General features: G+C 60.9%; 19 protein-coding genes and 2 rRNA genes (1 of these 21 cut by a window edge). 11 read left to right on the top strand and 10 right to left on the bottom strand.

The annotated features are described in order from the left end of the window. Positions 1-130 precede the first annotated feature (130 nt). Entirely contained in the window at positions 131-679 is a 549-nt protein-coding gene (locus AC6IZO_RS14955; protein WP_497806031.1) for an inorganic diphosphatase, read from the top strand. A gap of 93 nt (positions 680-772) precedes the next feature. Here the strand turns inward: AC6IZO_RS14955 and AC6IZO_RS14950 are convergent, their stop codons facing one another. Further along, entirely contained in the window at positions 773-3,022 is a 2,250-nt protein-coding gene (locus tag AC6IZO_RS14950) for a peptidylprolyl isomerase (RefSeq protein ID WP_497806029.1), read from the bottom strand. A 227-nt stretch (positions 3,023-3,249) separates the two neighbouring features. Here AC6IZO_RS14950 and AC6IZO_RS14945 point away from each other — a divergent pair, with 227 nt between their 5' ends. The 3 genes from AC6IZO_RS14945 (at position 3,250) to AC6IZO_RS14935 (ending at position 6,540) form a co-directional block, all read left to right on the top strand. Further along, a complete protein-coding gene (locus tag AC6IZO_RS14945) occupies positions 3,250-5,673 on the top strand; it encodes a M1 family metallopeptidase (protein WP_497806027.1) in 2,424 nt (807 codons plus the stop codon). 138 nt (positions 5,674-5,811) lie between these two features. Beyond that, positions 5,812-6,126, top strand: coding sequence for a hypothetical protein (locus AC6IZO_RS14940; RefSeq protein WP_497806025.1), 315 nt, complete (start codon positions 5,812-5,814; stop codon positions 6,124-6,126). 96 nt (positions 6,127-6,222) lie between these two features. Continuing rightward, a complete protein-coding gene (locus AC6IZO_RS14935; RefSeq protein WP_497806023.1) occupies positions 6,223-6,540 on the top strand; it encodes a hypothetical protein in 318 nt (105 codons plus the stop codon). A 66-nt stretch (positions 6,541-6,606) separates the two neighbouring features. On the opposite strand, the gene AC6IZO_RS14930 is transcribed toward AC6IZO_RS14935, so the two are convergent. Both AC6IZO_RS14930 and AC6IZO_RS14925 read right to left on the bottom strand, forming a co-directional pair. Then, positions 6,607-7,761, bottom strand: coding sequence for an acyltransferase family protein (locus tag AC6IZO_RS14930; protein ID WP_497806021.1), 1,155 nt, complete (start codon positions 7,759-7,761; stop codon positions 6,607-6,609). Between the two features lie 73 nt (positions 7,762-7,834). Further along, positions 7,835-8,242 (bottom strand): MerR family transcriptional regulator, encoded by a 408-nt coding sequence (locus tag AC6IZO_RS14925; protein ID WP_497806019.1) that lies wholly within the window; start codon positions 8,240-8,242, stop codon positions 7,835-7,837. A 505-nt stretch (positions 8,243-8,747) separates the two neighbouring features. Here AC6IZO_RS14925 and tdh point away from each other — a divergent pair. Together tdh and AC6IZO_RS14915 are read left to right on the top strand one after the other, a co-directional pair. Next, on the top strand, positions 8,748-9,800 hold the full coding sequence (gene tdh / locus AC6IZO_RS14920; RefSeq protein WP_497806017.1) for an L-threonine 3-dehydrogenase: 1,053 nt from the start codon (positions 8,748-8,750) through the stop codon (positions 9,798-9,800). A gap of 280 nt (positions 9,801-10,080) precedes the next feature. Next, positions 10,081-11,331, top strand: coding sequence for an NAD(P)/FAD-dependent oxidoreductase (locus AC6IZO_RS14915; protein ID WP_497806015.1), 1,251 nt, complete (start codon positions 10,081-10,083; stop codon positions 11,329-11,331). Positions 11,332-11,502: 171 nt separating this feature from the next. On the opposite strand, the gene AC6IZO_RS14910 is transcribed toward AC6IZO_RS14915, so the two are convergent. Continuing rightward, on the bottom strand, positions 11,503-12,675 hold the full coding sequence (locus AC6IZO_RS14910) for an acyltransferase family protein (protein ID WP_497806013.1): 1,173 nt from the start codon (positions 12,673-12,675) through the stop codon (positions 11,503-11,505). A gap of 124 nt (positions 12,676-12,799) precedes the next feature. Here AC6IZO_RS14910 and AC6IZO_RS14905 point away from each other — a divergent pair, with 124 nt between their 5' ends. From AC6IZO_RS14905 to AC6IZO_RS14895, 3 genes are all read left to right on the top strand, one after another. Further along, positions 12,800-14,011 (top strand): glycine C-acetyltransferase, encoded by a 1,212-nt coding sequence (locus AC6IZO_RS14905; RefSeq protein ID WP_497806011.1) that lies wholly within the window; start codon positions 12,800-12,802, stop codon positions 14,009-14,011. 250 nt (positions 14,012-14,261) lie between these two features. Further along, positions 14,262-14,477, top strand: a complete 216-nt coding sequence (locus tag AC6IZO_RS14900) for a hypothetical protein (protein WP_497806009.1) — start codon at positions 14,262-14,264, stop codon at positions 14,475-14,477. Between the two features lie 223 nt (positions 14,478-14,700). After that, complete coding sequence (locus AC6IZO_RS14895) at positions 14,701-16,509, top strand: M2 family metallopeptidase (protein ID WP_497806007.1); 1,809 nt, start codon at positions 14,701-14,703, stop codon at positions 16,507-16,509. A 217-nt stretch (positions 16,510-16,726) separates the two neighbouring features. Here AC6IZO_RS14895 and AC6IZO_RS14890 read toward each other — a convergent pair whose 3' ends face one another. Next, a complete protein-coding gene (locus AC6IZO_RS14890) occupies positions 16,727-17,257 on the bottom strand; it encodes an NUDIX domain-containing protein (protein ID WP_497806005.1) in 531 nt (176 codons plus the stop codon). A gap of 75 nt (positions 17,258-17,332) precedes the next feature. Here AC6IZO_RS14890 and AC6IZO_RS14885 point away from each other — a divergent pair, with 75 nt between their 5' ends. Continuing rightward, positions 17,333-18,001, top strand: a complete 669-nt coding sequence (locus AC6IZO_RS14885; RefSeq protein WP_497809972.1) for a thiamine phosphate synthase — start codon at positions 17,333-17,335, stop codon at positions 17,999-18,001. A gap of 119 nt (positions 18,002-18,120) precedes the next feature. Here AC6IZO_RS14885 and AC6IZO_RS14880 read toward each other — a convergent pair whose 3' ends face one another. The 3 genes from AC6IZO_RS14880 to AC6IZO_RS14870 all read right to left on the bottom strand — a co-directional run bounded on the left by AC6IZO_RS14880 (position 18,121) and on the right by AC6IZO_RS14870 (position 19,701). Then, entirely contained in the window at positions 18,121-18,468 is a 348-nt protein-coding gene (locus tag AC6IZO_RS14880) for a phage holin family protein (protein WP_497806003.1), read from the bottom strand. An 83-nt stretch (positions 18,469-18,551) separates the two neighbouring features. Then, positions 18,552-18,974, bottom strand: coding sequence for a c-type cytochrome (locus AC6IZO_RS14875; RefSeq protein ID WP_497806001.1), 423 nt, complete (start codon positions 18,972-18,974; stop codon positions 18,552-18,554). Positions 18,975-19,317: 343 nt separating this feature from the next. Then, a complete protein-coding gene (locus AC6IZO_RS14870; protein ID WP_497805999.1) occupies positions 19,318-19,701 on the bottom strand; it encodes a hypothetical protein in 384 nt (127 codons plus the stop codon). 133 nt (positions 19,702-19,834) lie between these two features. On the opposite strand from AC6IZO_RS14870, the gene AC6IZO_RS14865 reads away from it, so the two are divergent. Beyond that, entirely contained in the window at positions 19,835-20,632 is a 798-nt protein-coding gene (locus AC6IZO_RS14865; protein WP_497805997.1) for a hypothetical protein, read from the top strand. A gap of 86 nt (positions 20,633-20,718) precedes the next feature. Here AC6IZO_RS14865 and rrf read toward each other — a convergent pair. Together rrf and AC6IZO_RS14855 are read right to left on the bottom strand one after the other, a co-directional pair. Beyond that, positions 20,719-20,836: ribosomal RNA gene (gene rrf, locus AC6IZO_RS14860) — 5S ribosomal RNA — on the bottom strand. A 175-nt stretch (positions 20,837-21,011) separates the two neighbouring features. Beyond that, positions 21,012-22,934 (bottom strand): 23S ribosomal RNA (locus AC6IZO_RS14855) (it continues 1,023 nt past the right edge of the window).

Raw genomic sequence — 22,934 nt, 5'->3', positions numbered from 1 at the left:
GTACCGTATCGCGGGCGTTGCGTGGTGCGAAGCTTGATTCTACCGCGCTCCAGCGCCCCCTTCGGCCCGCGAGTTCGTTACAATAGAGATTCAGCCAACAATCAAGATACAAGGAAGGAAGTTTTTCGCAATGATTCACGCCTGGCACGACATCACTCCCGGAGAAGGAATCCCCAAGGAATTCAACGCCGTCATCGAGATTCCGTTCGGCTCGAGCGTGAAATACGAACTGGACAAGCAGAGCGGACTGATCCGGCTCGACCGCATCCTTTATTCCGCCGTCTACTACCCGGCCAACTACGGCTTCATCCCGCAGACGCTCGCCGAGGACGACGATCCGCTCGACGTGCTGGTTTTCTGCCAGGAGCCCGTCGTGCCCCTGACCATCATGCAGGCGCGCACCATCGGCCTGATGAGCATGATCGACGGCGGCAAGCCCGACTACAAGATCATTGCCGTGGCCACCAAGGACCCCGAGTTCGCCAGCTATCACGAAGCCAGCGAGATGCCGCACCACCGTCTGAACATGCTGCGCCGCTTCTTCCAGGACTATAAGCAACTGGAAGGCAAGCAGGTCGAAGTCGACGAGGTGCTGCCCGCCAGCCACGCATTCCCGGTGATTGAAGCCGCGCTGGCCGCTTATTCCACGCAGCGCCGCAAGGGCTTCACCAACAAATAGCAGCATTGCGAAGCCGCTCCTGCTTCGCTGCGCTTCACGCGCAAAACTTAAGGCGGCCCAAGCGGGCCGCCTTCGTATTTCCACCCTGTCTTTCTAGAACAGGATGAACTTCTTTTTCTTCTTCGAGCTGGACTCCTGATCGTCCTTCGACGCGTCGTCCTTGTTGTCCGTCTTATTCTTGTCCACCGTCTTGTTCTCGGCGGCGGCCTTCTTGTCCTGCTTGGAGACCACAGCCTTTTCGCGGGCCGCGCGCTCTTCGGCCTTCAGTTGCGTATCGCGTTCCTTGGCCTCCTCGCGAATGCGGTCCATCTCAGCCTTGCGGTCTTCCTTGGGGAGGTCTTTCATCCTCTCCTTGGTTTCCTTCAGCTGCTGCCTGGCCTTGGCCTGCTCCTTGCGCTGGAGTTCCTTCAACTCCTTGGCGCTCATGTTGGCGTGCGGGTTCTGGTCTTCCACCACCACGCCCTGGGCCTGCTCGCCACCGGAACCGGAGGCCGCCTGCTTGGCTGCCGCAGCCGCTTCCTGCTTGCGGATGCGCGTCTTCTTGGACTCGCGAGGCTCGCGCTTGGCCTGCTTCTGCTCCTGCTTGGCCTGCTTCTCGGCCTCCTTCGCTTCGTTGGCAACCGGGGCACGGAGGACAGCGCGGCGCTCATTCTCCTGCTGCTTGCGAAGCACCTTGCCTTCTTCCTTCAGCTTTTGTTCCGCAGCCTTGCGCTCGGCCTTCGGGAGCTTCTTGATCTCGTGCTCCTTCTCCTTCATGATGCGGCGCTGCTCGGCCTTTTCCTTCCTCAGAGCAATGCGGCGCTCCTTGGGAGACATCGACTTCAACTGCGCCAGCCGCTCCGGATCGGGCGCGATGGCGCGGGCTTCGGCGCGCTTCTGCTCTATGCGTCCCTTCTTGTCCTCCAGGCGGACGTCCTTCTTGTACTGCTTGCGCGCTTCCTTCTTGGCGTCGGCCTGGTCGGCGTTGCGCTCCTTGATCTCCTCGCGCAGCTTCTTCTCTTCCTGCTTGCGCTGATCCCTGGGCAGCTTCTTCAACGCGGCGAAGCGCTCCTTGTCTTCTTCGCGCTGCTCCTTTTCCTTCGCCTTCAGTTCGGCGGTCAGCGAACGCTGTTCGGCGCGGCTCAACTTTTTGCCCGGCACCGTCACCAGCGCGCTCGATGTAGCGGCGGAAGTCTCCTTGCCCGTCTTCTCCGACCCCGCCTTTTCGAAGCGGCCCATGTTCTTGTTCTTGCGGCTGTACTTGCCCTTCTTCTTTTTCTTGTCGGCGTCGGGGTTGGCGCTGGTGTAAATCAGCTTGGTCTGGTTCGCGCTGGCACCGCTGTCGGTGTAACCCGGCTTGATGTCGATGTAGGCGTCTTCGCGCAGTTTCGTCAGGAATTCACGCAACGCCGGCTGAATCCGGCGCATGTAGAGGTTCTCGTTGATCTGACTTTCGACCTTGTCGAATGGCGGCAGTCCGGCCTGCGTGTGGTCGTTCACCTTCAGGATCAGGAAGCCCTGCTTGGTGCGAAGGACGCCGGTGGTTTCGCCGATCTTCAACGAATAGGTCGGTGTCTCCAGCTCTTTGGCCAACATGCCGCGCTTGAAATATCCAAGATCGCCGCCCTGCTGCGCCGTCGGTCCGCCCGAATACTGCTTTGCCAGGTCCTCAAACTTGGCGCCCGACTTCAACTTCGCCAGAACCTCGTTGGCCCGCGCTTCGGCGGCGTCCAACTGCTCCTGCGAAGGCGGCGGCGCGCTCTTGCCCGCCTTCTGGTCCGCTTCGCTCAGTGGCGTAGTGGGCGGCGCAATCAGAATTTCGCTCAACCGGACGGCTTCCGGCTGGTCCAGTTCCGCCTTGTGCTCTTCGTAAAATTTGCGCGCATCTTCCCGCGTGATGGTGATGTGCGAGCCCACTTCCTGGCTGATCACCTTTTGCGTCAGAATGCCGTTCTTGGTGTTGTTCTTGAACTCTTCCCAGCTGATGCCTTCCGCCTCGGCCATCTTCTGGAGGTCTTCCATGTCCTTGGCGCCCATCTGCTGCCGAAGCTCTTCCAACCGCTTCACGGTCTCCACGTCGGCGCTGATGCCGGCATCCGCCGCCTTCTGGACAAGCAACTGCTGGTCGATGAGGTCGCGCAGATTGTCTTTTTCCCGCTTGTCGATATCAGCCTGCGTGGCGTTCGCATTCTGTTCCCGCAGCTCGCGCAGCATCTGCTCGCGGCTCTTGCGCAGGTCTTCCCGGGTGATGATGGAATTGTTGACGCGGGCGACGATCTCTTCGACCACCGTATCTTCCTGCTGTGCAAACAGAGGCAGGGAGAGTGCGGCAACGGCTAGCAATGAGAGCCAGAACTTTTTCATCCGTATCCTTGTCGCGGTCCCCGGACGCCGGACCGCGGTAAGCCTTCCGGCCCAAACGGCCAGCCTGGTGAGGCGAGCATATCAAGGGCGCGTGCGTCCCTGTATTTTACATCCCCGCCTACACTTACGAGAAACCCCCAATGCTCCGCCGGTCTCGAAATTTATCTGCCCGTCACGGCCTTGCTCTGGCTACACTGGAACCCGCCAGCCGGCATGCACGGAAACTCATGCTGACCGCCTTCCGCAAACTCGCCGTCGCCGCTCTGCTCCTCGCAGGCTTGGGCTTCTGCGCTGTCTTTTCCGCCGCGCAGTCCACCTCGTCAGACGTGCTTGCGCTTTATCGCGAACTCCGCACCGTCGGGCTTGACGAGCGGCAGGTCTACCACATCCGCGAGGCCACGCTCGACCGCGAGGATCTGCACCTCTATTTCAGCGATGGCACTATCGCCTTCACCCGCACGGTCGACGGCCACATCACCGGTGCCTACTTCGAGGGCGAGGGCCAGGTGCTGCTGCGTCCGCCCAACGCCGGAGAGCGCTCCTCGCTCGGCGTTTTCACCGGCCTCGGCATTCTCGACGAGCAGTTCCGCGCCGCCTATCTGCGCTTCAATGACGACACCCCCCAGCAGCTCTCGCCTTTCCTCCGCAACGCGCCGGACGACGCTGCCGATTTTGTTCGCCTGCACAACCAGCAGGCCATCGACTTCGCCCGGCTCGACGGTCTCCGCCTGCTGCTCAGCATGACCAGCCAGTTCCCCGCCGGCACCGACCGCCTGTTGCACTGCAACATGGTCGGACGCCTCGGGGCCTTCAGCGTCTCCTATGATGCGCTGGCCGAGGATCAGCTTGTGGCCGCTCAGGTCACCGGCGAGGGCGACAAGGTCCACTACGATCTCTGGATGGCCTTCCCTGCCCGCCGCGCCCGCGCCCAGCCAGCTTCCGCGCGACTCATCGACCCTTGGCGCGGCAATACCTCGGTCTACACCAACCTCACACGCATTGACGCTCAGTTGCTGCCCCCGGAAGAGTTGCGTGCCACCGCCGAGTTGGAGCTGAGTGTCCACGACGGCGGCCAGCGCCTGCTGGTCTTTGAGCTTTCACGCTGGCTCAAGGTCGAGCAGGTCACCATGGACGGCCAGCCGTTGACCGTGCTGCAGAACGAAGCCATCGAGAGCCGCGCCCTAGCTCAGTTGGGCAATGACTTTGTAACCGTCGCCCTGCCCCGCACACTGCACGCGGGAGAACAGATCAAGTTGCGCTTCACCTACCGCGGCAATGTCATGCAACAGGCCGCACCCGGCCTTGTTTGGGTGGGCGCGCGCGGCACCTGGTATCCCAACCGGGGCATGGAGATGTCACGCTTTGACATGAGCTTCCGCTGGCCCGCCGATTGGACGCTGGTCGCCACCGGCCACCGCACGGCCTACACCGCCAGCGCCACCGAGAAGTCTGGCACCTGGGTCAGCGAAAGCGTGATCCCCTTTGCGGGCTTCAACATTGGCCGCTATGAGCAGGCCACCGCCAGCACCGGCCCGGTCGAGGTCAACGCCTACGCCTCCGGAACCTTTGAGGCAGCGCTCGCCAAGGCTGCGCCCAACCAGCATAAGGAAGGTGCGGCCAACCTTGTTGAGGACGCCCAGCGCCGCGCCGCCCGCATTGCCCAGCGCCAGGCTCAGACCATCCACGACTACGAGCAGTGGTTTGGCGCCTTCCCCTTCCGCTCGGTCTCCTATACGCAACTGCCCGGTGCCATCAGCCAGGGCTGGCCCGGCATGGTCTTCCTCTCCAGCCTCGCCTTCCTTACCGACGCCGAGAAGGAACGCCTTGGCATGGAGGAGTTCGAGCGCATCTCCACCGGCGACTTTATGGCTGACCACGAGACCGCGCACCAGTGGTGGGGAGACCTTGTAAGCTGGCAGAGCTACCGCGACCAGTGGATGATGGAATCGCTCTCCAACTACAGCGCATGGCTGCTGCTGGAACGCCAGTCGCCGCAACGCGCCCGCTTCATCCTCGACGAATACCGCGGCATCCTTTCTTCCAGCACCGCCGAGGGGCGTCGCCAGACCGACGCTGGTCCGGTCACGCTGGGCTTGCGGCTGGAGTCCTCGCGCTACCCGAACGGCTACGTCAACATTGCCTACGGACGCGGCACCTGGCTGCTGCACATGCTGCGCCACATGTTCCATGACGCTTCGCTCGCCGCGAACGAGCAGGACCCCGACGCGCGTTTCTTCTCCGCCCTGCGTACCTTCCGCCAACGCTACGAGCACCGCGCTGCCGACACCCGCCAGTTCCAGCAGGTCTTCGAGGAATTTCTGCCCGACACGCTCTACTACGAGGGCCGCAAGAGCCTCGACTGGTTTTTCCAGGGCTGGGTGGCGGGCGCGGCCATGCCCAAGCTGAAGATCAGTAACCTGCGACTCACCCGCGCTGTGCGCACCACGGCTTCCTTCGTCATTGAGCAGCAGAAGGCTCCGCGCGACCTTGTAACCTCGGTGCCGGTCTATGCGCAGATGCCCGGCGGCACGCTCCAGTTCGTTGCCCGCATCTTTGCCGACGGCCCCACCACGCGCCTGCGGTTGACCGTCCCTGCCGGCACTCAGAAGCTCGTGCTCGATCCTTACTCGACCATCCTGACCGAACCCTAGGAGCATGCCCGCCCACGTAATCCGGTACGGCCCAAGGGGTTACCCTCGGCGCCACCGGGTCTGGATTTCATTTGGACTATTCTCGAGCCGCTGCTAGAGTCTTGCTTTATGGGGAGAAGACAAGAAGTACGTTTTGACATGATGTTCCCCGTCCACTTGTGGGGAATGGACGCAGCGGGCCGTGTCTTCGAGCAGGAAGCCACCACCGTCGACGTCACCACCACCGGGGCCCGCATCACCGGGGTTACGCATGAGCTGCACCGCGGCTGCGTCATTGGCGTGCGCCACAAGAACAGCAGCGCCCGCTATCGGGTCACCTGGGTGGGGAGCACGGCCGACGGCAAAGCCGGTGAGATCGGCGTGCAGTTGCTCGACGTGGGCAAGTTCATCTGGGGACGCGTGATTCCACGCGTGTTTGGCGATCAGCACGACACCGGCAACGCGGAGAACTGAGCCTCTCCGCGCTCCGTTGCGGTTCAAGGTTCGTTCCACCAAGGTGGAATGAACTTTTCCTCTTACTCCGGCTAAGATTTGCCGTCAAACCATCGTATGAAGTTCGCCCTGCGCCGTTTGCTGCTGACCGCGTTGATCCTCTCGGCCATCGTTTATGCCGCCGAGGAGATCGCCATTCGCGCCAACATCCCCACCGGCTACGAATTCAAGGGGCAGGTCATGGTCGAGCACTCCGACGCCGTCAAGCTGAAGAACGGCCGCACCGACTACTACTTTGACGCGCCCGCTCCGGAAGACTGCCTGCACACGTTCTTCCCGCATCAGGGCTTGAAGCCGTGCTGGTACCTGCTGCGCCACACCGACCAGCAGCGCAAGATCGACGCCAGCCCCAAGACGGTCTTTCCGCAGAACTAGCGCCGCTATCGCATTACAAACTGCGAGCGGAATTTCTTCGCTGAGCGTTCACCCCGAAGGGCACACCTATGCTCTGGCATCCAACAATTGCAGAGCCACCATTTGCTTGCGAATGAATTTCCGCACCGCATCCGTCCTGGACTCAAAGAGGAAGTAAGCCAGTTCGCAGTAGAGATAGCCGACCGCCAGTACAACAACTCCTATGCAGACGGACCTTCCGCCGACCTGCCACCGCGCACCTTGCACCAGCCAGGCCGAGAGGAATACGAGCATCGGAAGATGCACCAGATACAACGTGTACGACCGCTGGGCTACGTGCTGTGCCACTCTCGCCAGCCAACCGGTTTTGCTCTCGCTCCGGGATTGCAGCAGGAAATACAGCAGAACTGTACAGGTGATTCCCAGAATGAGGTCCGCCAGTTCCCCGGTCTTGAGCGCGCGACACGCTACCGCCACTCCCAGCGTCAGCAGCACCAGCGCCACCTGCAACCATGCCAGCGCACGCCGCGATAAGTCCAGCGAAGGCATGCGCCAGAGTGCCGCTCCCGCCAGCCAGATCAGGAAGCCGCAGGCAATCTTCCAGTGCAGCAGGGTGAGAACGGCGAGCGCGACGATGAGATACAACACCCGCTTCTGTACCGGCGTCCGCCTGCCCAGCGCAATGTAGAAGCATGGAAACAGAATGTAATAGGGAAACTCGTAAGCCAGACTCCACAATGGCCCGTTCGACCCAAAGCAGGGAACCAGGATGCTCTGCACAAATGTGACGTTGCCGGCAAACGTCGTCCACGTCAGATTTTCAATGACCGGAACACTGACAATGTTCTGCCCGCCCTGCCCGTGGTACACCGCAGCCAGCGAGAACCAGTGCAAGCCCGCCCAATCGAGTGCTCCGCCCAGAAGCAACGCGGGCAGAAGAACCGTCCAAAGGCGGGTTAACCGCTGCAGCAGATACTCTTTCCATGACCAACGGCCTTGCTCCATCATGCGCATGACGCTGGAACCAACCAGGTAGCCGCTCAGCACGAAGAACACCACCACCGCCTGGTGTCCCAGCCCGGTGATTGCATACACGGCCTTCCACATGATGCCCTGCAGGTTCGACTTCGAGAAGTCCTCGAAGAAGAGATTGCGCCAGTGGCTCAGGAACACCAGAAACGCGGCCACCCCACGTAGCGCATCCATGTAGACGGATGCCTCCGTCGACGTGTACTTCGACATCAGGTTCTCCCGTTCTATTCCCTAAAGAACGTAGAAATTTGGATCTTGCTTTTCAGCTTGTGCTTTTATCTTCTCATCGCGAGTGCGATGTATTCAGGATATTCAGGATTTCTGCCAGCCCGGCGCGGACGCGCCGCAGGCCGTCGCGGTTTCCTGCCGGGGTGAGGAATGGAAGCGAAGGCGTTTCTTTCGCGGCCTTGGCGTCGGCCTTCAGCTTTTCGCGAGCGCCTGCGATGGTGAAACCTTCCTCATGCAGCAGCCGCTTGATGACCAGCACGTTCTCCACGTCGCGGCGGCGGTACATGCGCTGCCCCGTGCTGCTCTTGGTTGGCTTCAGTTGCGGGAACTCGGTCTCCCAGAAGCGCAACACGTACGGCTCCAGTTGCGCCAGCTCCGCCACTTCGCCAATCCGGAAGTACAGCTTCTCCGGTATGACGACGTCGTCGCTTTGCTGGCTGCGTTTCTTCTTTGCCGTGGCCATGGTGTGCAATCCCCGCGTTGCTGAGTCTACCTTGAGACCGGCCTCAGAAGCGAGTGCCCGCCCGCGGATGCTGCGTGCGATGGTTTCCGCCGTATGTAAGAAAGTCTCCGCGAGCCACGCGGAGACTTATGGAAAACCCAATGAAATCGCGAGGGTCTAGCCTCGCAAGGCAAGATACAAGCGCTTCTAGCCTTTGCTGCTTAGCCTGTCCGGCGTTGCCGCCGGGTTGGAACCTTCTCCCTTGAAGGTGCCCTTGGGGCCGTGCAACAGCACACAGCATTTAGCGTGTGAACTATTGCTAGTCCAAGATTTTGTGGTGAGTTGATTCCGTTGTCAATAATTTTCTGCATGCTTTCTTACTGCTTTTCGCAGACTCCGCTCACACACCCCAGCCCATCGCTCACAGCGTCCGCGTTTTCTGGAGTGCTAGAATGCAATGTTTCGCCATCGTTGCCGCAGGTGCTGTCACGCAGCGTGCGCAGCCGTGGTTGGAGAAGTTCTCATCATGTCCAAGACAATGCTTGCTGTGGTAAAGCCTGAAGCCCGCGCCGGCGCGGAGATTCGCGAAGTCAACCTTCCTTCCTTCGGACGTCAGGACGTCCTCATCAAGGTCAAAGTCGCCAGCGTCTGCGGCACCGACCTGCATATCTACAACTGGGATCCGTGGGCGCAGGGACGCATCAAGCCCCCGCTCATTCCCGGTCATGAGTTCTGCGGTGAAGTCGCCGCCATCGGCGATGAAGTCACCGCGGTGAAGGAAGGCGATTTCGTTTCCGCCGAAATGCACGTGGCCTGCGGCAAGTGCCTGCAGTGCCGCACCGGCCAGGCGCACATCTGCCAGCATGTAAAGATCATCGGCGTGGATGACAACGGCTGCTTTGCCGAGTACGTCGTCGTCCCCGAGTCCAACATCTGGAAGCTCGACGCCTCGATCCCGCAGGAATACGCTTCGTTGCTCGATCCGCTCGGCAACGCCGTGCACACCGCGCTCGCCGGAGACCTCGCGGCCAAGACCGTCGCCATCACCGGCTGCGGCCCCATCGGCCTGTTCGCCATCGCCGTCGCCAAGGCCTGCGGCGCCACCCAGGTCTTCGCCCTCGAGGTCAACGAATTCCGCCGCAACATCGCCAAGCAGATGAAAGCCGACTTCGCGCTCGATCCGACGCATGACGACGTGCGCAAGATCGTCTCCGAAGCCACCGGCGGCACCGGCGTCGACGTGGTGCTCGAAATGGCCGGACACAAGGACGCCATCAAGCTCGGCTTCGACGTTCTCCGCCGCGGCGGACGCATCTCGCTGCTCGGCATCCCGTCGCGCCCCGTCGAACTCGACCTCGCCAACGACATCATCTTTAAGGGCGCCACGGTCAACGGCATCAACGGACGCCGCATGTATGACACCTGGTTCCAGATGACCGCCTTGCTCAAGGCCGGCAAGCTCGACCTGCATCCGGTCATCACCACCCGGCTCGACATGCGCGACTTCTCCAAGGGCATGGAGATGCTGAACTCCGGCAAGGCCAGCAAAATCCTGCTCTACCCGGGCGGCGTGAAGTAATCGCCGCGCGATGCGCGTCGCGCGCATCGTTCCTGCATTTCGCTCTACTCCGAAGCGCCGCCCCTCAGCGGCGCTTTCTGTTTGGCCAACATCCAATTTCCCATCTGGGTGCCCCAGGTTCGCCGAGCCCGCAGTTGGTGAGGCTAACCTGGGATGCGGCAAACGTTCCTTCCGTGCCCCACTGCTGCCCGCTGTTGGCAGAAGTGGGCCCGCGTACAAGGCGTCGCGCACGTCTAATCCCTAGCCCCTTTGCCCCATCCTCTGCTTTAGAATTGATGCGATGCATACAGACGTTCTCATTGTTGGCGGAGGCCCCTCGGGCAGCGTGGCGGCCATCAATCTGGCGCGCGCCGGAGTACGCACGCTGCTGCTCGACCGCGCGCAGTTTCCGCGCGTCAAGCCCTGCGCCGGAGGCCTGTCCACGCGCGTCTTCACGCGCTTTCCGTACCTCAAGCCGGTCTTTGACGCCGTTACCATCAGCTACTGCAACCGCATCGTCTTCAACGCGCCCAACGGCGAGCAGGTTGAGATCCACGACGACAAGCCCTATTACGGCATGGTGCGCCGCATTGAGTACGATGCCGCGCTGCTGAACCATGCGCGCCAGTGCGGCGCCCAGGTGCGCGAGCAGTGCGACGTGCGCGACCTTGAATACGGCAGCGACAGCGTTACCGTCATCACCAGTACGGGCGAACGCATCTCCGCGCGCCTGCTGCTTGGCTGCGACGGCGTCAACAGTGTGGTGGCCCTGCGCAGCGGCCTGCGCCAGCCATGGCGCCAGGACCAGATCGCCATCGACACCACCGAGGAGACCTCGGCCTTCCGCTGCGAGCCCGGCACCATACACATCTACTACTGCCTCGGCGGCGGATACGGCTATGCCTACGTCTTCCCCAAGCAGGACTTCGTCAACCTCGGCATTGGCTACCTTGCCAGTGACAACCGGAAGCACGCGCGACCACACCCGCACCAGCAGCACGCTGAGCTTGTTTCATGGTTGAATGAAAGGGGCATCATCCAGGGCGCATCGCATGAGGCCGAGCTGCGTTCGTATCCCATCCCGATGGCCGGACCGATCACGAACCTCACGCGCGAGCGCACGCTGCTGGCGGGCGATGCCGGCGGCTTCGTCAACGGCTTCAGCGCCGAGGGCATCTTCTACGCCATGTCCAGCGGAGAGCTGGCCGCGCAGGTGGCGATTGAGGCCATGCGCGAAAACTGCTTCACGGCAGATATGCTGCACATCTACGATGAACGCGTTGCGCAGGGTATTGGCGCGGACCTGCGCAAGTCCGTCGATGTCGGCGAGCGCCTGTTCACCTCGCCCGCGCGCGTCAACTGGATCGTTGCCGAGGCCCAACGCAACCCGGCCGCCGCGCGTCTCTTCGCCGAATACGCCTCCGGGCGCATGGAGTACAAGGCCTTCAAGCGCGCGCTGCTCACCACGGCTCTGCCATTCTTCCTGCGCAACACCGCAGCCCGCTGGTGGCGCAGGCTGCGCGGCACGGAGCACGCCGTCACGTCCGCGTAGGCGCGCACAAATTCACACGCCACAGGCTCTCGCGAGAGAGCCTTTCATTTCCCTTGTCATCCTGAGCGCAGCGAAGGACCCCAGCGGCACACCGCTCCCCATGCGGTTCAGGGTTTCTATTCCACTTCGCGCCCCGCCTCCACGGTCTTTCGGTTCTAGCAAGTTCGTCTCTTACGAGCGCGCCGGGCCTGCCGCGCGCAGCCAGCGGTTCAGTGGCTCCGAGTACCCGCGCGCAATCGCCGCGCCGAGAACGCCCGCCAGCACAACGATCCCCGCATACCAGGCCAGCGCCCACATCTTTCGCGTGTCCCACACTTGCATCATCCGCAGCCCGGCAAAAACGATCATCATGTGCGTCAGATAAATCTCATAGCTGTTGCGCCCGAACCAGCGCACCGGGGCCAGCACGCGCCAGCCTCGTCCGCCGAGTTGCACGGCTGCGGCGCACATCAGCGCCGTCCCCAGCGCCAGCAGCGAAACGTCCAGCCCCACGCGATAGATTCCCAGCGCTCGCACCTGCGGTTTGTAGACCATCAGGAAGATCATCAGCGCCGCGCCAGCCAGCTTCACCGCAATCCATCCAGCGCGCTTCCACTCGGTTTCACGCACGGCCAGGGCGGTCATGCAGCCGATGGCGATGGCGTCCATGCAGGAGAGGTACCCGTTGTCCGCCCAGTATTCGTTGGAGGTCCACAGCACGCGCGCATACGGCCCCGCGAGCACGAACGCCGCAAGCACCGCGAGAATCGCCATGCGCCGCCGCGCCAGCAGACACACCAGCGGCAGGCCGATGTAAAACGTCTCTTCAATCGAGAGCGACCACAACACGTCCCAGTTCGCGGGCAGGTATCCGCGCTGCGCTTCCAGCCAGTTCAAGTGGAAGGTCAACGCCGCCACCACCGCGCGGCCCAATGTTCCCTGCTTGGCGTGTATGACGTACTCCGGCACCTGCGCCCAATGCAGCACACTCAACGCCAGCAGCAGTGCCAGCAGGCACGGCGCAATGCGCGCAAAGCGCAGCCGGTAGAAGCCCGCCACGTCGATCTTCTCCAGCGCGCCCCAGCGTCGAAGGCAGGTGGTGGTGATCAGGAAGCCCGAGATGGCGAAGAAGACGATGACGCCGTTGTAGCCGTTCCAACCAAGGTCGCTCACCAGAAACGGCGGCAGCCACTGCGCCAGCACGGTCTTTTTCAGCGGCACGCGCAGGTTGATGTGGTGGATGACGACGAGGATGATGGAGAGCCCGCGCAGCACGTCAATGCCGTCCACGCGCCTGCTGGCGCCTGCGCTCTCAGCCGTGAAGAAGCTCCGTAACTTTGTGGCCGTACCCTGCAGAACAGACATTGCTTCCAGCCTACGCGAGCGCCTGCGCGCGCGGCAACGCGCCGACTCCGATTGATAACCCGTTTCGTTCTCCGCCGCGAATGGACTACCATAACTTGTCGCCGATCTTCGGCCGGAGCTGCCCATGTCCACGCAGACACGCACCAATCCGCTCGCTTATCTCACTGACGAAATCAACGCTCTGAAGCAGAAGGGCACGCACTTCCGCCTGCGCATTCTCGAGGACGTGCAGGACGCCGTCTGCACCTATGACGGCCACAAGGTCATCAACCTGGCCAGCAACAACTACCTCGGCCTGACGGCGCACCCCAAGCTTCGTGAAGCCGCACTGGAAGCCACGCGCAAGTACGGCGTCGGCTCCGGCGCCGTGCGCACCATCGCCGGCACCATGAAGATCCACATGGAGCTTGAAGAGAAGATCGCGCGCTTCAAGAACGTGGAAGCCTGCGTCGTCTTCCAGTCCGGCTTCACCGCCAACTCCGGCACGGTCTCGGCCATTCTCGGCAAGGAAGACTTCATCATCTCCGACGAGCTGAACCACGCCAGCATCATCGACGGCTGCAAGCTTTCGCGCGCCAAGATTCTTGTCTTCCGCCACAAGGACCTCGCGCACGCCGAGGAGCAGCTCGCCAGTGTCAAGGACAAGCCCGGCCGCAAGCTGCTCATCACCGACGGCGTCTTCAGCATGGATGGCGACATTGGTCCGCTGCCCGGCCTGTGCGATCTGGCCGAAAAATACGGCGCCATCATGATGGTCGACGACGCGCACGCCTCCGGCGTCCTCGGACGCAACGGCCGCGGCTCGGTCGATCACTTCGGCATGCACGGTCGCGTCGATATTCAGGTGGGCACGCTCTCCAAGGCCATCGGCGCGCTCGGCGGCTACGTCTGCGGCTCCAAGGACCTCATCGACTACCTCTACCACCGTGCCCGCCCGTTCCTGTTCTCCACCTCGCATCCGCCGTCAGTCGCGGCCACCTGCATCGCCGCCTTTGACGTGCTGGAGCAGGAGCCCGAGCGCATCGAGAAGCTGTGGTCGAACACGCGTTTCTTCAAGAAGGAGCTCGGTCTGCTCGGCTTCAACATCGGCGGCGTCAACACGCCCGCCAGCGAAACCCCCATCACGCCTATCATCATCGGCGACGGCAAGGCCACCATGGATTTCTCGCGCGAACTGTTTGAGCAGGGCGTCTTCGCCACCGGCATCGCCTTCCCCACGGTTCCCGAGGGCAAGGCCCGCGTGCGCACCATCGTCACGGCCGCCCACACCGAGGAACACCTGTCGCAGGCGCTCGACGTGCTCAAGAAGGTCGGCAAGAAGATGGCGCTGATCTAGTTTGTTCACGCAATCCGCAGGCTTGTATCAGGGCGCGTGGGGCCTTCCCTGCGCGCCCTTTCTCTTGCATGAAACATGACCAAGGGTGCCCCAGAGCCTGTTCTGAGTTTGTCGAAGGATTCGCGGAGCAAAGCTGGGGGAAGAAGCCGTGCCTCCCATTTCGAAGCATGACGGAGATTTGGCTGAACAGAACAAATCAGAAGGTAGAATCTAAAGTTGCGACCAAGGAAGAAACGAGGCCAACGACCGAATGGATGATTGGGGAAGCATCTATGAGATGGGATATTGGATCTGTTTCGCAATTGTTTTTGTCGGTTGCTGGATCTATTGCATCGCCACCTATGGGTTTCTTTTTGGTGTTGGCCTCGGTTGGCTACCTAGCGCCATCGTTGCGGGAATCATCAGTTTTTTCTGGCCTATTCTCTTGGTCGGTCTATTGGCGATCATCTATCTTCTGCGAAAGTAGAGACTGCCTCTTCGCGCCCCATGCCTTCTTCTTCACGCATGGAATATGTTCATTAGAGCTTCTATAAGGTCGCAACGCATCTTCCCGATGTACCGTGCGCTATTCCGCGCCCAGTTCTCGAAACTTGAAACCCGAAGCTCAAAACTCATTTACAATCGCCCCGTCCGGAGGATGCATGAAAATCTCACACGTACTCCCCCTCATCTTTTGCTTTGGAGTGCTTATGGTTCCAGCCAGTACCGCGCAAACCAAATCCAAGCCCACCGTCGCCGAAGCTGAGAAGTTCATCAACCAGACCGAGCAGGAACTTGCCGACTGGTCCGTGAAGCTCAACCAGTCCAACTGGGTCAACGAAACCTACATCACCGAAGACACCGACGCCATCAACGCCGACTACAACGAGCGTTTCACCGGCTACCAGACCGAGCTTGCCGAAAAGGTGAAGCGGTATGACGGCCTCAAGCTGCCTCCCGTGCTCGCCCGCAAGTTCCTTCTGCTCAAGCTCGGCCTCTTCTCGCTCAGCGATCCCAAGGACCGCGCTGAGAACGCCAAGCTCGCCACCTCGCTGCTCAGCGACTACGGCAAGGGCAAGTATTGCCCCACCACCGGCAAGTTCGCGGGCAAGTGCCTGCCCATCGGCGAGATCGAAAAGGTTCTGGCCGAGAGCCGCGACCCCGAAGAGATGAAGGAAGTCTGGACGGGCTGGAGCGCCGTGGGCGCGCCCATGCGCCAGCGCTATGAAAAGTTCATCGCCCTGCAGAACAAGGGCGCGCGCGAGCTCGGATACAAGGACATGGGCGCCTTCTGGCGCGCGGGCTATGACATGCCACCTGACGAGTTCTCCGCCGAGTTGGAGCGCCTGTGGAAACAGGTGGAGCCGCTCTACCAGTCGCTGCACGCCTACGTGCGCACGCAGTTGGTGAAGCAGTACGGCCCCACGGCGGTCGATAGCAACGGCCTCATCCGCGCCGACCTGCTCGGTAACCCGTGGGCGCAGGAGTGGGGCAACGTTTATCCGCTCGTGGCACCCAAGGAAGGCAAGGGCACCGGCTACGACCTGACCGAGTTGCTCAAGGAGAAGAAGATCGACGAGTTCGGCATGGTCCGCTACGGCGAAAACTTCTTCAAGTCGCTCGGCTTTGAGCCGCTGCCCAAGACCTTCTGGGAGCGCTCGCAATTCCTCAAGCCGCGCGATCGCGAAGTGGTCTGCCACGCCAGCGCCTGGGACCTTGACGATAAGGACGACCTGCGCCTGAAGATGTGCATCAAGATCAACGACGAGGACTTTGTCACCGTCCACCATGAGCTTGGTCACAACTTCTACCAGCGCGCCTATAAGGGCCAGCCGCAGCTCTTCAAGGGCGGCGCCAACGACGGCTTCCACGAGGCCATCGGCGACACCATCGCCCTCTCCATCACGCCGCAGTATCTCAAGCAGGTTGGCCTGCTGCCCACCGTGCCCGACTCCGATGACACCGCGCTGCTCCTGCGCCGCGCCATGGACAAGGTCGCTTTCCTGCCCTTCGGCCTGCTCATTGACCAGTGGCGCTGGAAGGTTTTCAGCGGTGAGATCAAGCCCGCCGACTACAACGCCGGATGGTGGCAACTCCGCGGCAAGTATCAGGGCATCGTCCCGCCGGTCGCGCGCACGGAAAACGATTTCGATCCGGGTGCCAAGATGCATGTCGCCGGCAACGTGCCTTACACGCGCTACTTCCTCGCCGCCATTCTGCAGTTCCAGTTCTATCGCGGAATGTGCCGCGAAGCCGGTTACTCCGGACCGCTCCACCAGTGCTCGTTCTTCAATGACAAGGCCGCCGGAGCCAAGTTGAACGCCATGCTCGAACTCGGCCTCAGCCAGCCCTGGCCCGTCGCGTTGAAAACCCTCACCGGCGAAGACAAGATGGATGCCGGAGCCATGATGGAGTACTTCGCACCGCTGAAGAAGTGGCTCGACGAGCAGAACGCTGCCGCCGGCACCAAACCCGGTTGGACCGTCCCCGCCAACGTGCAGGCCGGCCCGCAACACTAACCGAGTCCGGGTGCCCCGGGTTCGCCGAGCGTTCTTTGCGAGGCTAACCTGGGGCGCGATTCCTCCAAGAAGAAAGGCCACCGTTCGCGGTGGCCTTTCTTCTCGCTGAAGCGTCATCCTGAGCGCCGCGAAGGATCTGCTTTTTCGGCCTCTCCATCACTTGATTCTCCGCCGCCGTTCGCACCGCACGCGCCAGTGGATCGGGCAGCCCTGTTCCCTACTTCGCGGACTTCATCCGGTACAGCCCCCACGCCGCCAGCGTGCAGCAGTCGGCAATGCGGCCGTCCTTCATCCTCTCTTCAAACTCCGCAATCTTCACCTTGTGTACCTGCAGGTCGTGCTCTTCGGGGTCGGGGCTTCGCTCGCCCTGCGACAGCCCCGTCGCCAGATACACGTATTGCTTCTGGCGGGCAAAGCCATAGGCAATCCACATCCACCCGAGGTATTCCATCTTCTCCGCTCGCAGCCCGGTTTCTTCCATCAGTTCGCCGCGCGCCATCTCTTCCGGGTTCACGCCAGGGTCTTCCCAGCCTCCCTGCGGAAGCTCCATGGAACGCTGCTGCACCGTGTAACGGAATTGCTCCACCAGGTACACATCATCGCCGTCGATGGGGATGATGATCGCGCATGGGTCCTTGTCCACCACACCGTAGATGCCCGGTCGGCCGTCGCGCTCAATCTGGTCTTCGCGCACCCGCAGCCAGTGGTTGCGGTAGACCTCACGCGTCGAAATCGTTTTGATGCTCATCGCCCTCGCCCTCTGACATCCGCACAAATTGTCGCATGTACCTTGCTTTTGACTTCGGCGTTATCCTTGTGGGTCGTGATTCTTTACTACATCACCGATCGCCGGCAGCTTGGGCGCACGGAGTCCGAGCGCATGCCTGCCCTGCTCGCCTGCGTTGCGCACGCCGCCGCCGCGGGGGTTGACTATATTCAGCTTCGCGAGAAGGATCTTGGCGCCGGTCGCCTGCTGCGCCTCGCCCGCGAGTTGCAGCACGTCATTCGCAACGAAGGCAGCCGCACGCGCCTCCTCATCAACTCGCGTCTTGACGTCGCGCTGGCCTCTGGTGCCGACGGCGTTCATCTCACCTCCAGCGACGTTTCGCCCGAAACCGTGCGCTTCATCTCCGCGGCTTCCTCGCGCCCGCGCAAGCTGTTGGTTTCCGTTTCGTGCCACAACGCGGAGGAAGTGCGCGCGGCTGCCACCGCCGGTGCCGACCTTGCGCTCCTTGCTCCGATTTTCGGCAAGCGACTTGACGATGGTTCGGAGCTACCAGGCATCGGCATTGCGCCCATCGCTGAGGCTTCTCGTGATGAGCAGGCTGGCGCGCTCCACTCTTCGATTCCGGTGCTCGCCCTCGGAGGCGTCAATTTCTCCAATGCAGCGGAGTGCATTGCGGCAGGTGCTACTGGAATTGCCAGCATCCGCATGTTTCAGATGGGTGACGTGGCCGAGACCGTCTCGCGTCTGCGCTCGCTCTCCCGGTAGCTTGCCAGCCTCGCGCACCGCACGCTGTCCGTTTTCTGTCGAGAGCAAACTTTGCCGCCAAATAAAAAGCCCGGCGTGCATGGGCAGCGCCGGGCGTTGTTCCTTTGGAGTGTCTTCCGTCAGTTTTCTTTCGGAGTCAGCCACTTCACAACCATCTGCAGCAGGCTCAGCACGAGCGCGCCCCAGAAAGCCGGTAGAAAGCCCGTGACGCGGAAGCCGTGCACAAAGTGCGATGCCAGCATCAGCATCGCCGCGTTGATGATCAGCAGGAAAATGCCGAAGCTCAGGATCGTCAGCGGGAAGGTCAGCACTTTCAGCAGCAGTCCCAGTGTGCTGTTCACCAGCCCGATCACCAGTGCCGCAATCAATGCCGCCTTCAGGCCCGTCACCACAAAGCCGGGCACCACGTGCGCCACCACCAGCAACAGCAGCGCGCTGATCAGCCATCGAAGTAGCAGTCGTCCCATGCCTGTATCCTAGCCTGATTCGCGTTCGTCCGCATCCGGACTCTTCGGGCATGCGGCGCGCTCGCCGAAATGCGCTTCCCCGGTTACTTCTCCTGCATCTTCGCCAGGTATTCCGTCAGGTTGTGGATGCGCTGCGCCCGCCGTGCCGTGGAGTGCCCGTCGAGTTTGAGGAACACAGGTCCCCAGACCGGCATGTCTTGGTTGCCGTGTGCCGCCGGACCACGGCCTTCGAGAACGGCTTGCACGTGGGCGCGTGGAAATTTTCCTTCTACGGCCAGCTTGGTCAGGTCCGGGGTGGCGTTCTTCATTGCCACTGCCGCCGGGCCATCTCCCTGTCCGGTCAACCCGTGGCAGCTGGCGCAATAGGCGCGGTACATCTCCGCTCCATTCGCCGGAGACGTGTACTTCACGGCTGTACGTTTCACCGTCTGTGCGGCGAGCGCGGCCGTCAGAGTTGCGAGCATCAGGAGGAACAAGCTGACTTTGAAAACGTATGATGGGCGCATAGGCCTCTCCTCATTGGCCGGAGCCGCGCCGGGTGCTCCCGCGAACCAGCCCACGCACTGCCTGTCGCAGCCGCTTCGCCTGAGTCTCCCGCTCCCTGCTCCGGTCGCGGGACGCCGAGGGGTGGCATCCGGTCCCTTCGCGGAACAGGCCACATTACGCCCAAATATTCCTTAGTCAAGCGCCGCCATCACATCCGGGGGTGCGCTCCCAGCACAGGGCGGTGACGCGCTGCACCACAGATGGTGCATGACGTTTACTCTTTTGATTCCCTGTCTTTTGCGGAGACAGCAATGCCCCGGCAAGGCGTCTGCCTCACCGGGGCACCGGTTCTTTCCTGATCTCCTAGAGCGTTTCTCCGCTTTCCGGGGCATTCCCGTTGCGCACCCGCGCCTTTTCCATACGCTCCGCGCGGCGCCGCTCCACTTCCTGGATCAGCTCGCGAACCTCCGCGCCGTAGGGTCCATAGGGTTTAAAGTGCTTTTCGTCGAACAGCCGCTTGATGCCGCAATCGGTGCACACCTGGTAGCTGTAACCAGTGTGCTCAAAGCGTACCGGCCAGCTCATGTTGCGGTGCCAGCATCCGCGCAGCAGCACTGCCGCCACCGAACCAAGGCCCGCCAACGCGATGCCCACCGGAAACGCCCAGTGCACGCCCTTCCGCTTTGCCGGCACTGTGTCGTGATTCTGCGTTTGTTCCAAACTCCGAATCTCGTTCTGCTCGTTCATACCGGTCACCTCGCAACAGCATATACCTGGTCCCGCCGGAACGCAGCAACGGAGCTACCTCCCGTGAATTTCATTTGCACTTTCAGTAAACGCAGGCGCACCATGCCTTTTCTTCATACTTGGGGGAGCAATCGTGCTTCAACTCAGCCTGCGTGGAGTTCTACTGCTTGCGTTCAGTCTGGTACTTGCCTGCCCCTTCGCGTTCGGGCAATCAACAGACAAGCCCGCTCCGAGGGTCATCCATGTCTTCGTCGCGTTGGCCGATAACCTCCACCAGGGCATCGTCCCCGTTCCCTCGCGGATTGGGAATGGCGACGATGCGGAACACAATCTCTATTGGGGCGCCGCAAATGGAGTGAAGACTTTCTTCGCCCGCAATGCGGACTGGCGGCTGATCAACTGTACAGCGGGGTATAAGTTTGAGGTCCTTGAGCGCTGTATCTTCCGCCACCGTTCGGCCGCAGTCTTCCTGGTTGCCGACGCTTACCGCGGCGAACGAATTCAGCAGACGATTTCCGACTTTCTTGATGCTGCCGCCGGAGTGCAAGCGCAGCAACTCGTTGTTCCCGAAGGCGTGATTCAGGCCGGTGGCGGGGCACAGCTCGTGGCTTACGTCGGCCATGATGGGCTAATGGATTTCCAGTTGAAACACTATCCGTACCCACACAATCATGCCCGCCGCGACGCCATCATTCTCGCCTGCGCCAGCAAGCCCTTCTTTCGGAATCCACTTCGTTCAGCCGCGGCCAATCCTCTGCTCTGGACTACGGGGTTGATGGCCCCCGAGGCTTATACCTTGAAGGCGGCTTTGGATGGCTGGATGGTCGGCGAGAGCGGGGAACAGATACGGGAGCGTGCCGCCATCACCTATGACAAGTATCAGAAGTGCGGCATTCGCGGCGCGCGGAAGCTCTTTGCCACCGGCTGGTAAGCCTCACTCTCTTGCGTCCTTTGGGAATTCAACTTTCTGCGCAAAACGGAAAAGGCTCCATGCGGTTAGCATGGAGCCTTTATTTAATCCGGCGACGACCTACTCTCCCACACACTTAACGCGTGCAGTACAATCGGCCCTGCAGGGCTTGACTTCCGTGTTCGGGATGGGAACGGGTATTTCCCCTGCGGTAAGATCACCGGAAACTTGATGCGTCGTTTCCGTGACGCAAACTTGAAAGATCGTGATCGCCTGCTGGCGATGTTTCACGACTGAACAGCATTGAGTGTTGCATGGATTGGGAGCAATTTCACTCCCGCCTTGCGCCGTCCGCAGTTTCTCGGACTTTTTGGGGCAAGGCATGCGCCGTGTAAATTTTATGGTCAAGCCGAACGGGCGATTAGTACTGGTAAGCTATACGCGTCACCGCGCCTGCACATCCAGCCTATCAAACAGGTGGTCTTCCTGTGCCCTTCTTCATCCTTTTGGATTGGGAGATCTCATCTTGAGGAGTGCTTCCCGCTTATATGCATTCAGCGGTTATCACAACCGAACTTCGCTACCCAGCCATGCCGTTGGCACGACAGCTGGAACACAAGAGGTTCGTCCATCCCGGTCCTCTCGTACTAAGGACAGGCCCTCTCAAATCTCCTACGCCCACACCAGATAGGGACCGAACTGTCTCGCGACGTTCTGAACCCAGTTCACGTACCGCTTTAATAGGCGAACAGCCTAACCCTTGGAACCTTCTACAGCTCCAGGATGCGATGAACCGACATCGAGGTGCCAAACCACTGCGTCGATATGAACTCTTGGCAGTGATCAGCCTGTTATCCCCGGCGTACCTTTTATCCGTTAAGCGATGGCCCTTCCATACAGAACCACCGGATCACTATGACCTGCTTTCGCAACTGCTCGACTTGTAAGTCTCGCAGTAAACCACGCTTATGCCATTGCACTCGACGGCTGATTTCCAAACAGCCTGAGCGTAGCTTCGTGCGCCTCCGTTACAATTTAGGAGGCGACCGCCCCAGTCAAACTACCCGCCTCACTATGTCCCTTTCCCGGTTTACGGGAAGAGGTTAGAATCACAGCATTCACAGGGTGGTATCTCACCGTTGGCTCCGCCAAGCCCGAGAGCCTGACTTCAAAGCCTCCCACCTATCCTGCGCAGTCAATGCCATAATTCATAGTGAAGGTATAGTAAAGGTGCACGGGGTCTTTCCGTCTAGATGCGGGAAACCGGCATCTTCACCGGTACTACAAGTTCGCCGAGTCACTCGTTAAGACAGTCACACGATCGTTACGCCATTCGTGCAGGTCGGAACTTACCCGACAAGGAATTTCGCTACCTTAGGACCGTTATAGTTACGGCCGCCGTTCACCGGGGCTTCAATTCAAAGCTTCGCTTGCGCTGACTTCTCCTTTTAACCTTCCGGCACCGGGCAGGCGTCAGCCCCTATACGTCGTTTTCGACTTAGCAGAGACCTGTGTTTTTGTTAAACAGTCGCCGTGTGCGATTCGCTGCGGCCTCCTCGGGCTATAAACCCTACCGAGGCACCCCTTCTCCCGAAGTTACGGGGTTAATTTGCCGAGTTCCTGAACGAGTGTTCTCTCGAGCGCCTTTGGATATTCTCCTCGTCTACCTGTGTCGGTTTGGGGTACGGTTCCCACAATTTCTCCTTAGAGGTTTTTCTCGGCAGCGTGAACTCATCGCGTTTCCCCCATACGGGGTACTCCTTTGCGTCTCATCCTTGACCTGGCGGATTTCCCTACCAGATCAGACTTACACGCATCGCACCACATAGCCATAGGTGGCGGCGATTATCCTTCTGCGTCCCCCCATCGTAATAACGAAATCATGGAAGTTCCGGAATATTAACCGGATGTCCATCAGCTACGCCTTTCGGCCTCGCCTTAGGGACCGACTAACCCTGAGCGGATTAACCTTCCTCAGGAAACCTTAGACTTTCGGCGCGGAGGGTTCTCACCTCCGTTATCGCTACTTATGCCGGCAGGGTCTCTTCCACAGCAGTCCACGAGTCCTTACAGTCTCGCTTCAACCCGCTGAGAATGCTCTCCTACCACGCGCTTGCGCGCATTCGCTGCTTCGGTGTCCAGCTTGAGCCCCGTTGAATTATCGGCACCGGACCGCTTGACCAGTGAGCTATTACGCTTTCTTTAAAGGATGGCTGCTTCTAAGCCAACCTCCTGGCTGTCTGGGCGTTCCGACATCCTTTCCCACTTAGCTGGAACTTTGGGACCTTAGCAGGCGATCTGGACTGTTTTCCTCTCGACGACG

It is taken from the genome of Oryzophilus luti (assembly GCF_059726245.1).
Note: the sequence above shows the minus strand (reverse complement) of the source record. Positions and strands in the feature narration are given on the sequence as shown.

What these genes read in the sequence shown, in the direction of transcription:
- AC6IZO_RS14955 (WP_497806031.1), top strand. Translation starts at nt 131, where the DNA reads ATGATTCACGCCTGGCACGACATCACTCCCGGAGAAGGAATCCCCAAG.
- AC6IZO_RS14950 (WP_497806029.1), bottom strand. Translation starts at nt 3,022, where the DNA reads ATGAAAAAGTTCTGGCTCTCATTGCTAGCCGTTGCCGCACTCTCCCTG.
- AC6IZO_RS14945 (WP_497806027.1), top strand. Translation starts at nt 3,250, where the DNA reads ATGCTGACCGCCTTCCGCAAACTCGCCGTCGCCGCTCTGCTCCTCGCA.
- AC6IZO_RS14940 (WP_497806025.1), top strand. Translation starts at nt 5,812, where the DNA reads ATGATGTTCCCCGTCCACTTGTGGGGAATGGACGCAGCGGGCCGTGTC.
- AC6IZO_RS14935 (WP_497806023.1), top strand. Translation starts at nt 6,223, where the DNA reads ATGAAGTTCGCCCTGCGCCGTTTGCTGCTGACCGCGTTGATCCTCTCG.
- AC6IZO_RS14930 (WP_497806021.1), bottom strand. Translation starts at nt 7,761, where the DNA reads ATGTCGAAGTACACGTCGACGGAGGCATCCGTCTACATGGATGCGCTA.
- AC6IZO_RS14925 (WP_497806019.1), bottom strand. Translation starts at nt 8,242, where the DNA reads ATGGCCACGGCAAAGAAGAAACGCAGCCAGCAAAGCGACGACGTCGTC.
- tdh (WP_497806017.1), top strand. Translation starts at nt 8,748, where the DNA reads ATGTCCAAGACAATGCTTGCTGTGGTAAAGCCTGAAGCCCGCGCCGGC.
- AC6IZO_RS14915 (WP_497806015.1), top strand. Translation starts at nt 10,081, where the DNA reads ATGCATACAGACGTTCTCATTGTTGGCGGAGGCCCCTCGGGCAGCGTG.
- AC6IZO_RS14910 (WP_497806013.1), bottom strand. Translation starts at nt 12,675, where the DNA reads ATGTCTGTTCTGCAGGGTACGGCCACAAAGTTACGGAGCTTCTTCACG.
- AC6IZO_RS14905 (WP_497806011.1), top strand. Translation starts at nt 12,800, where the DNA reads ATGTCCACGCAGACACGCACCAATCCGCTCGCTTATCTCACTGACGAA.
- AC6IZO_RS14900 (WP_497806009.1), top strand. Translation starts at nt 14,262, where the DNA reads ATGGATGATTGGGGAAGCATCTATGAGATGGGATATTGGATCTGTTTC.
- AC6IZO_RS14895 (WP_497806007.1), top strand. Translation starts at nt 14,701, where the DNA reads ATGGTTCCAGCCAGTACCGCGCAAACCAAATCCAAGCCCACCGTCGCC.
- AC6IZO_RS14890 (WP_497806005.1), bottom strand. Translation starts at nt 17,257, where the DNA reads ATGAGCATCAAAACGATTTCGACGCGTGAGGTCTACCGCAACCACTGG.
- AC6IZO_RS14880 (WP_497806003.1), bottom strand. Translation starts at nt 18,468, where the DNA reads ATGGGACGACTGCTACTTCGATGGCTGATCAGCGCGCTGCTGTTGCTG.
- AC6IZO_RS14875 (WP_497806001.1), bottom strand. Translation starts at nt 18,974, where the DNA reads ATGCGCCCATCATACGTTTTCAAAGTCAGCTTGTTCCTCCTGATGCTC.
- AC6IZO_RS14870 (WP_497805999.1), bottom strand. Translation starts at nt 19,701, where the DNA reads ATGAACGAGCAGAACGAGATTCGGAGTTTGGAACAAACGCAGAATCAC.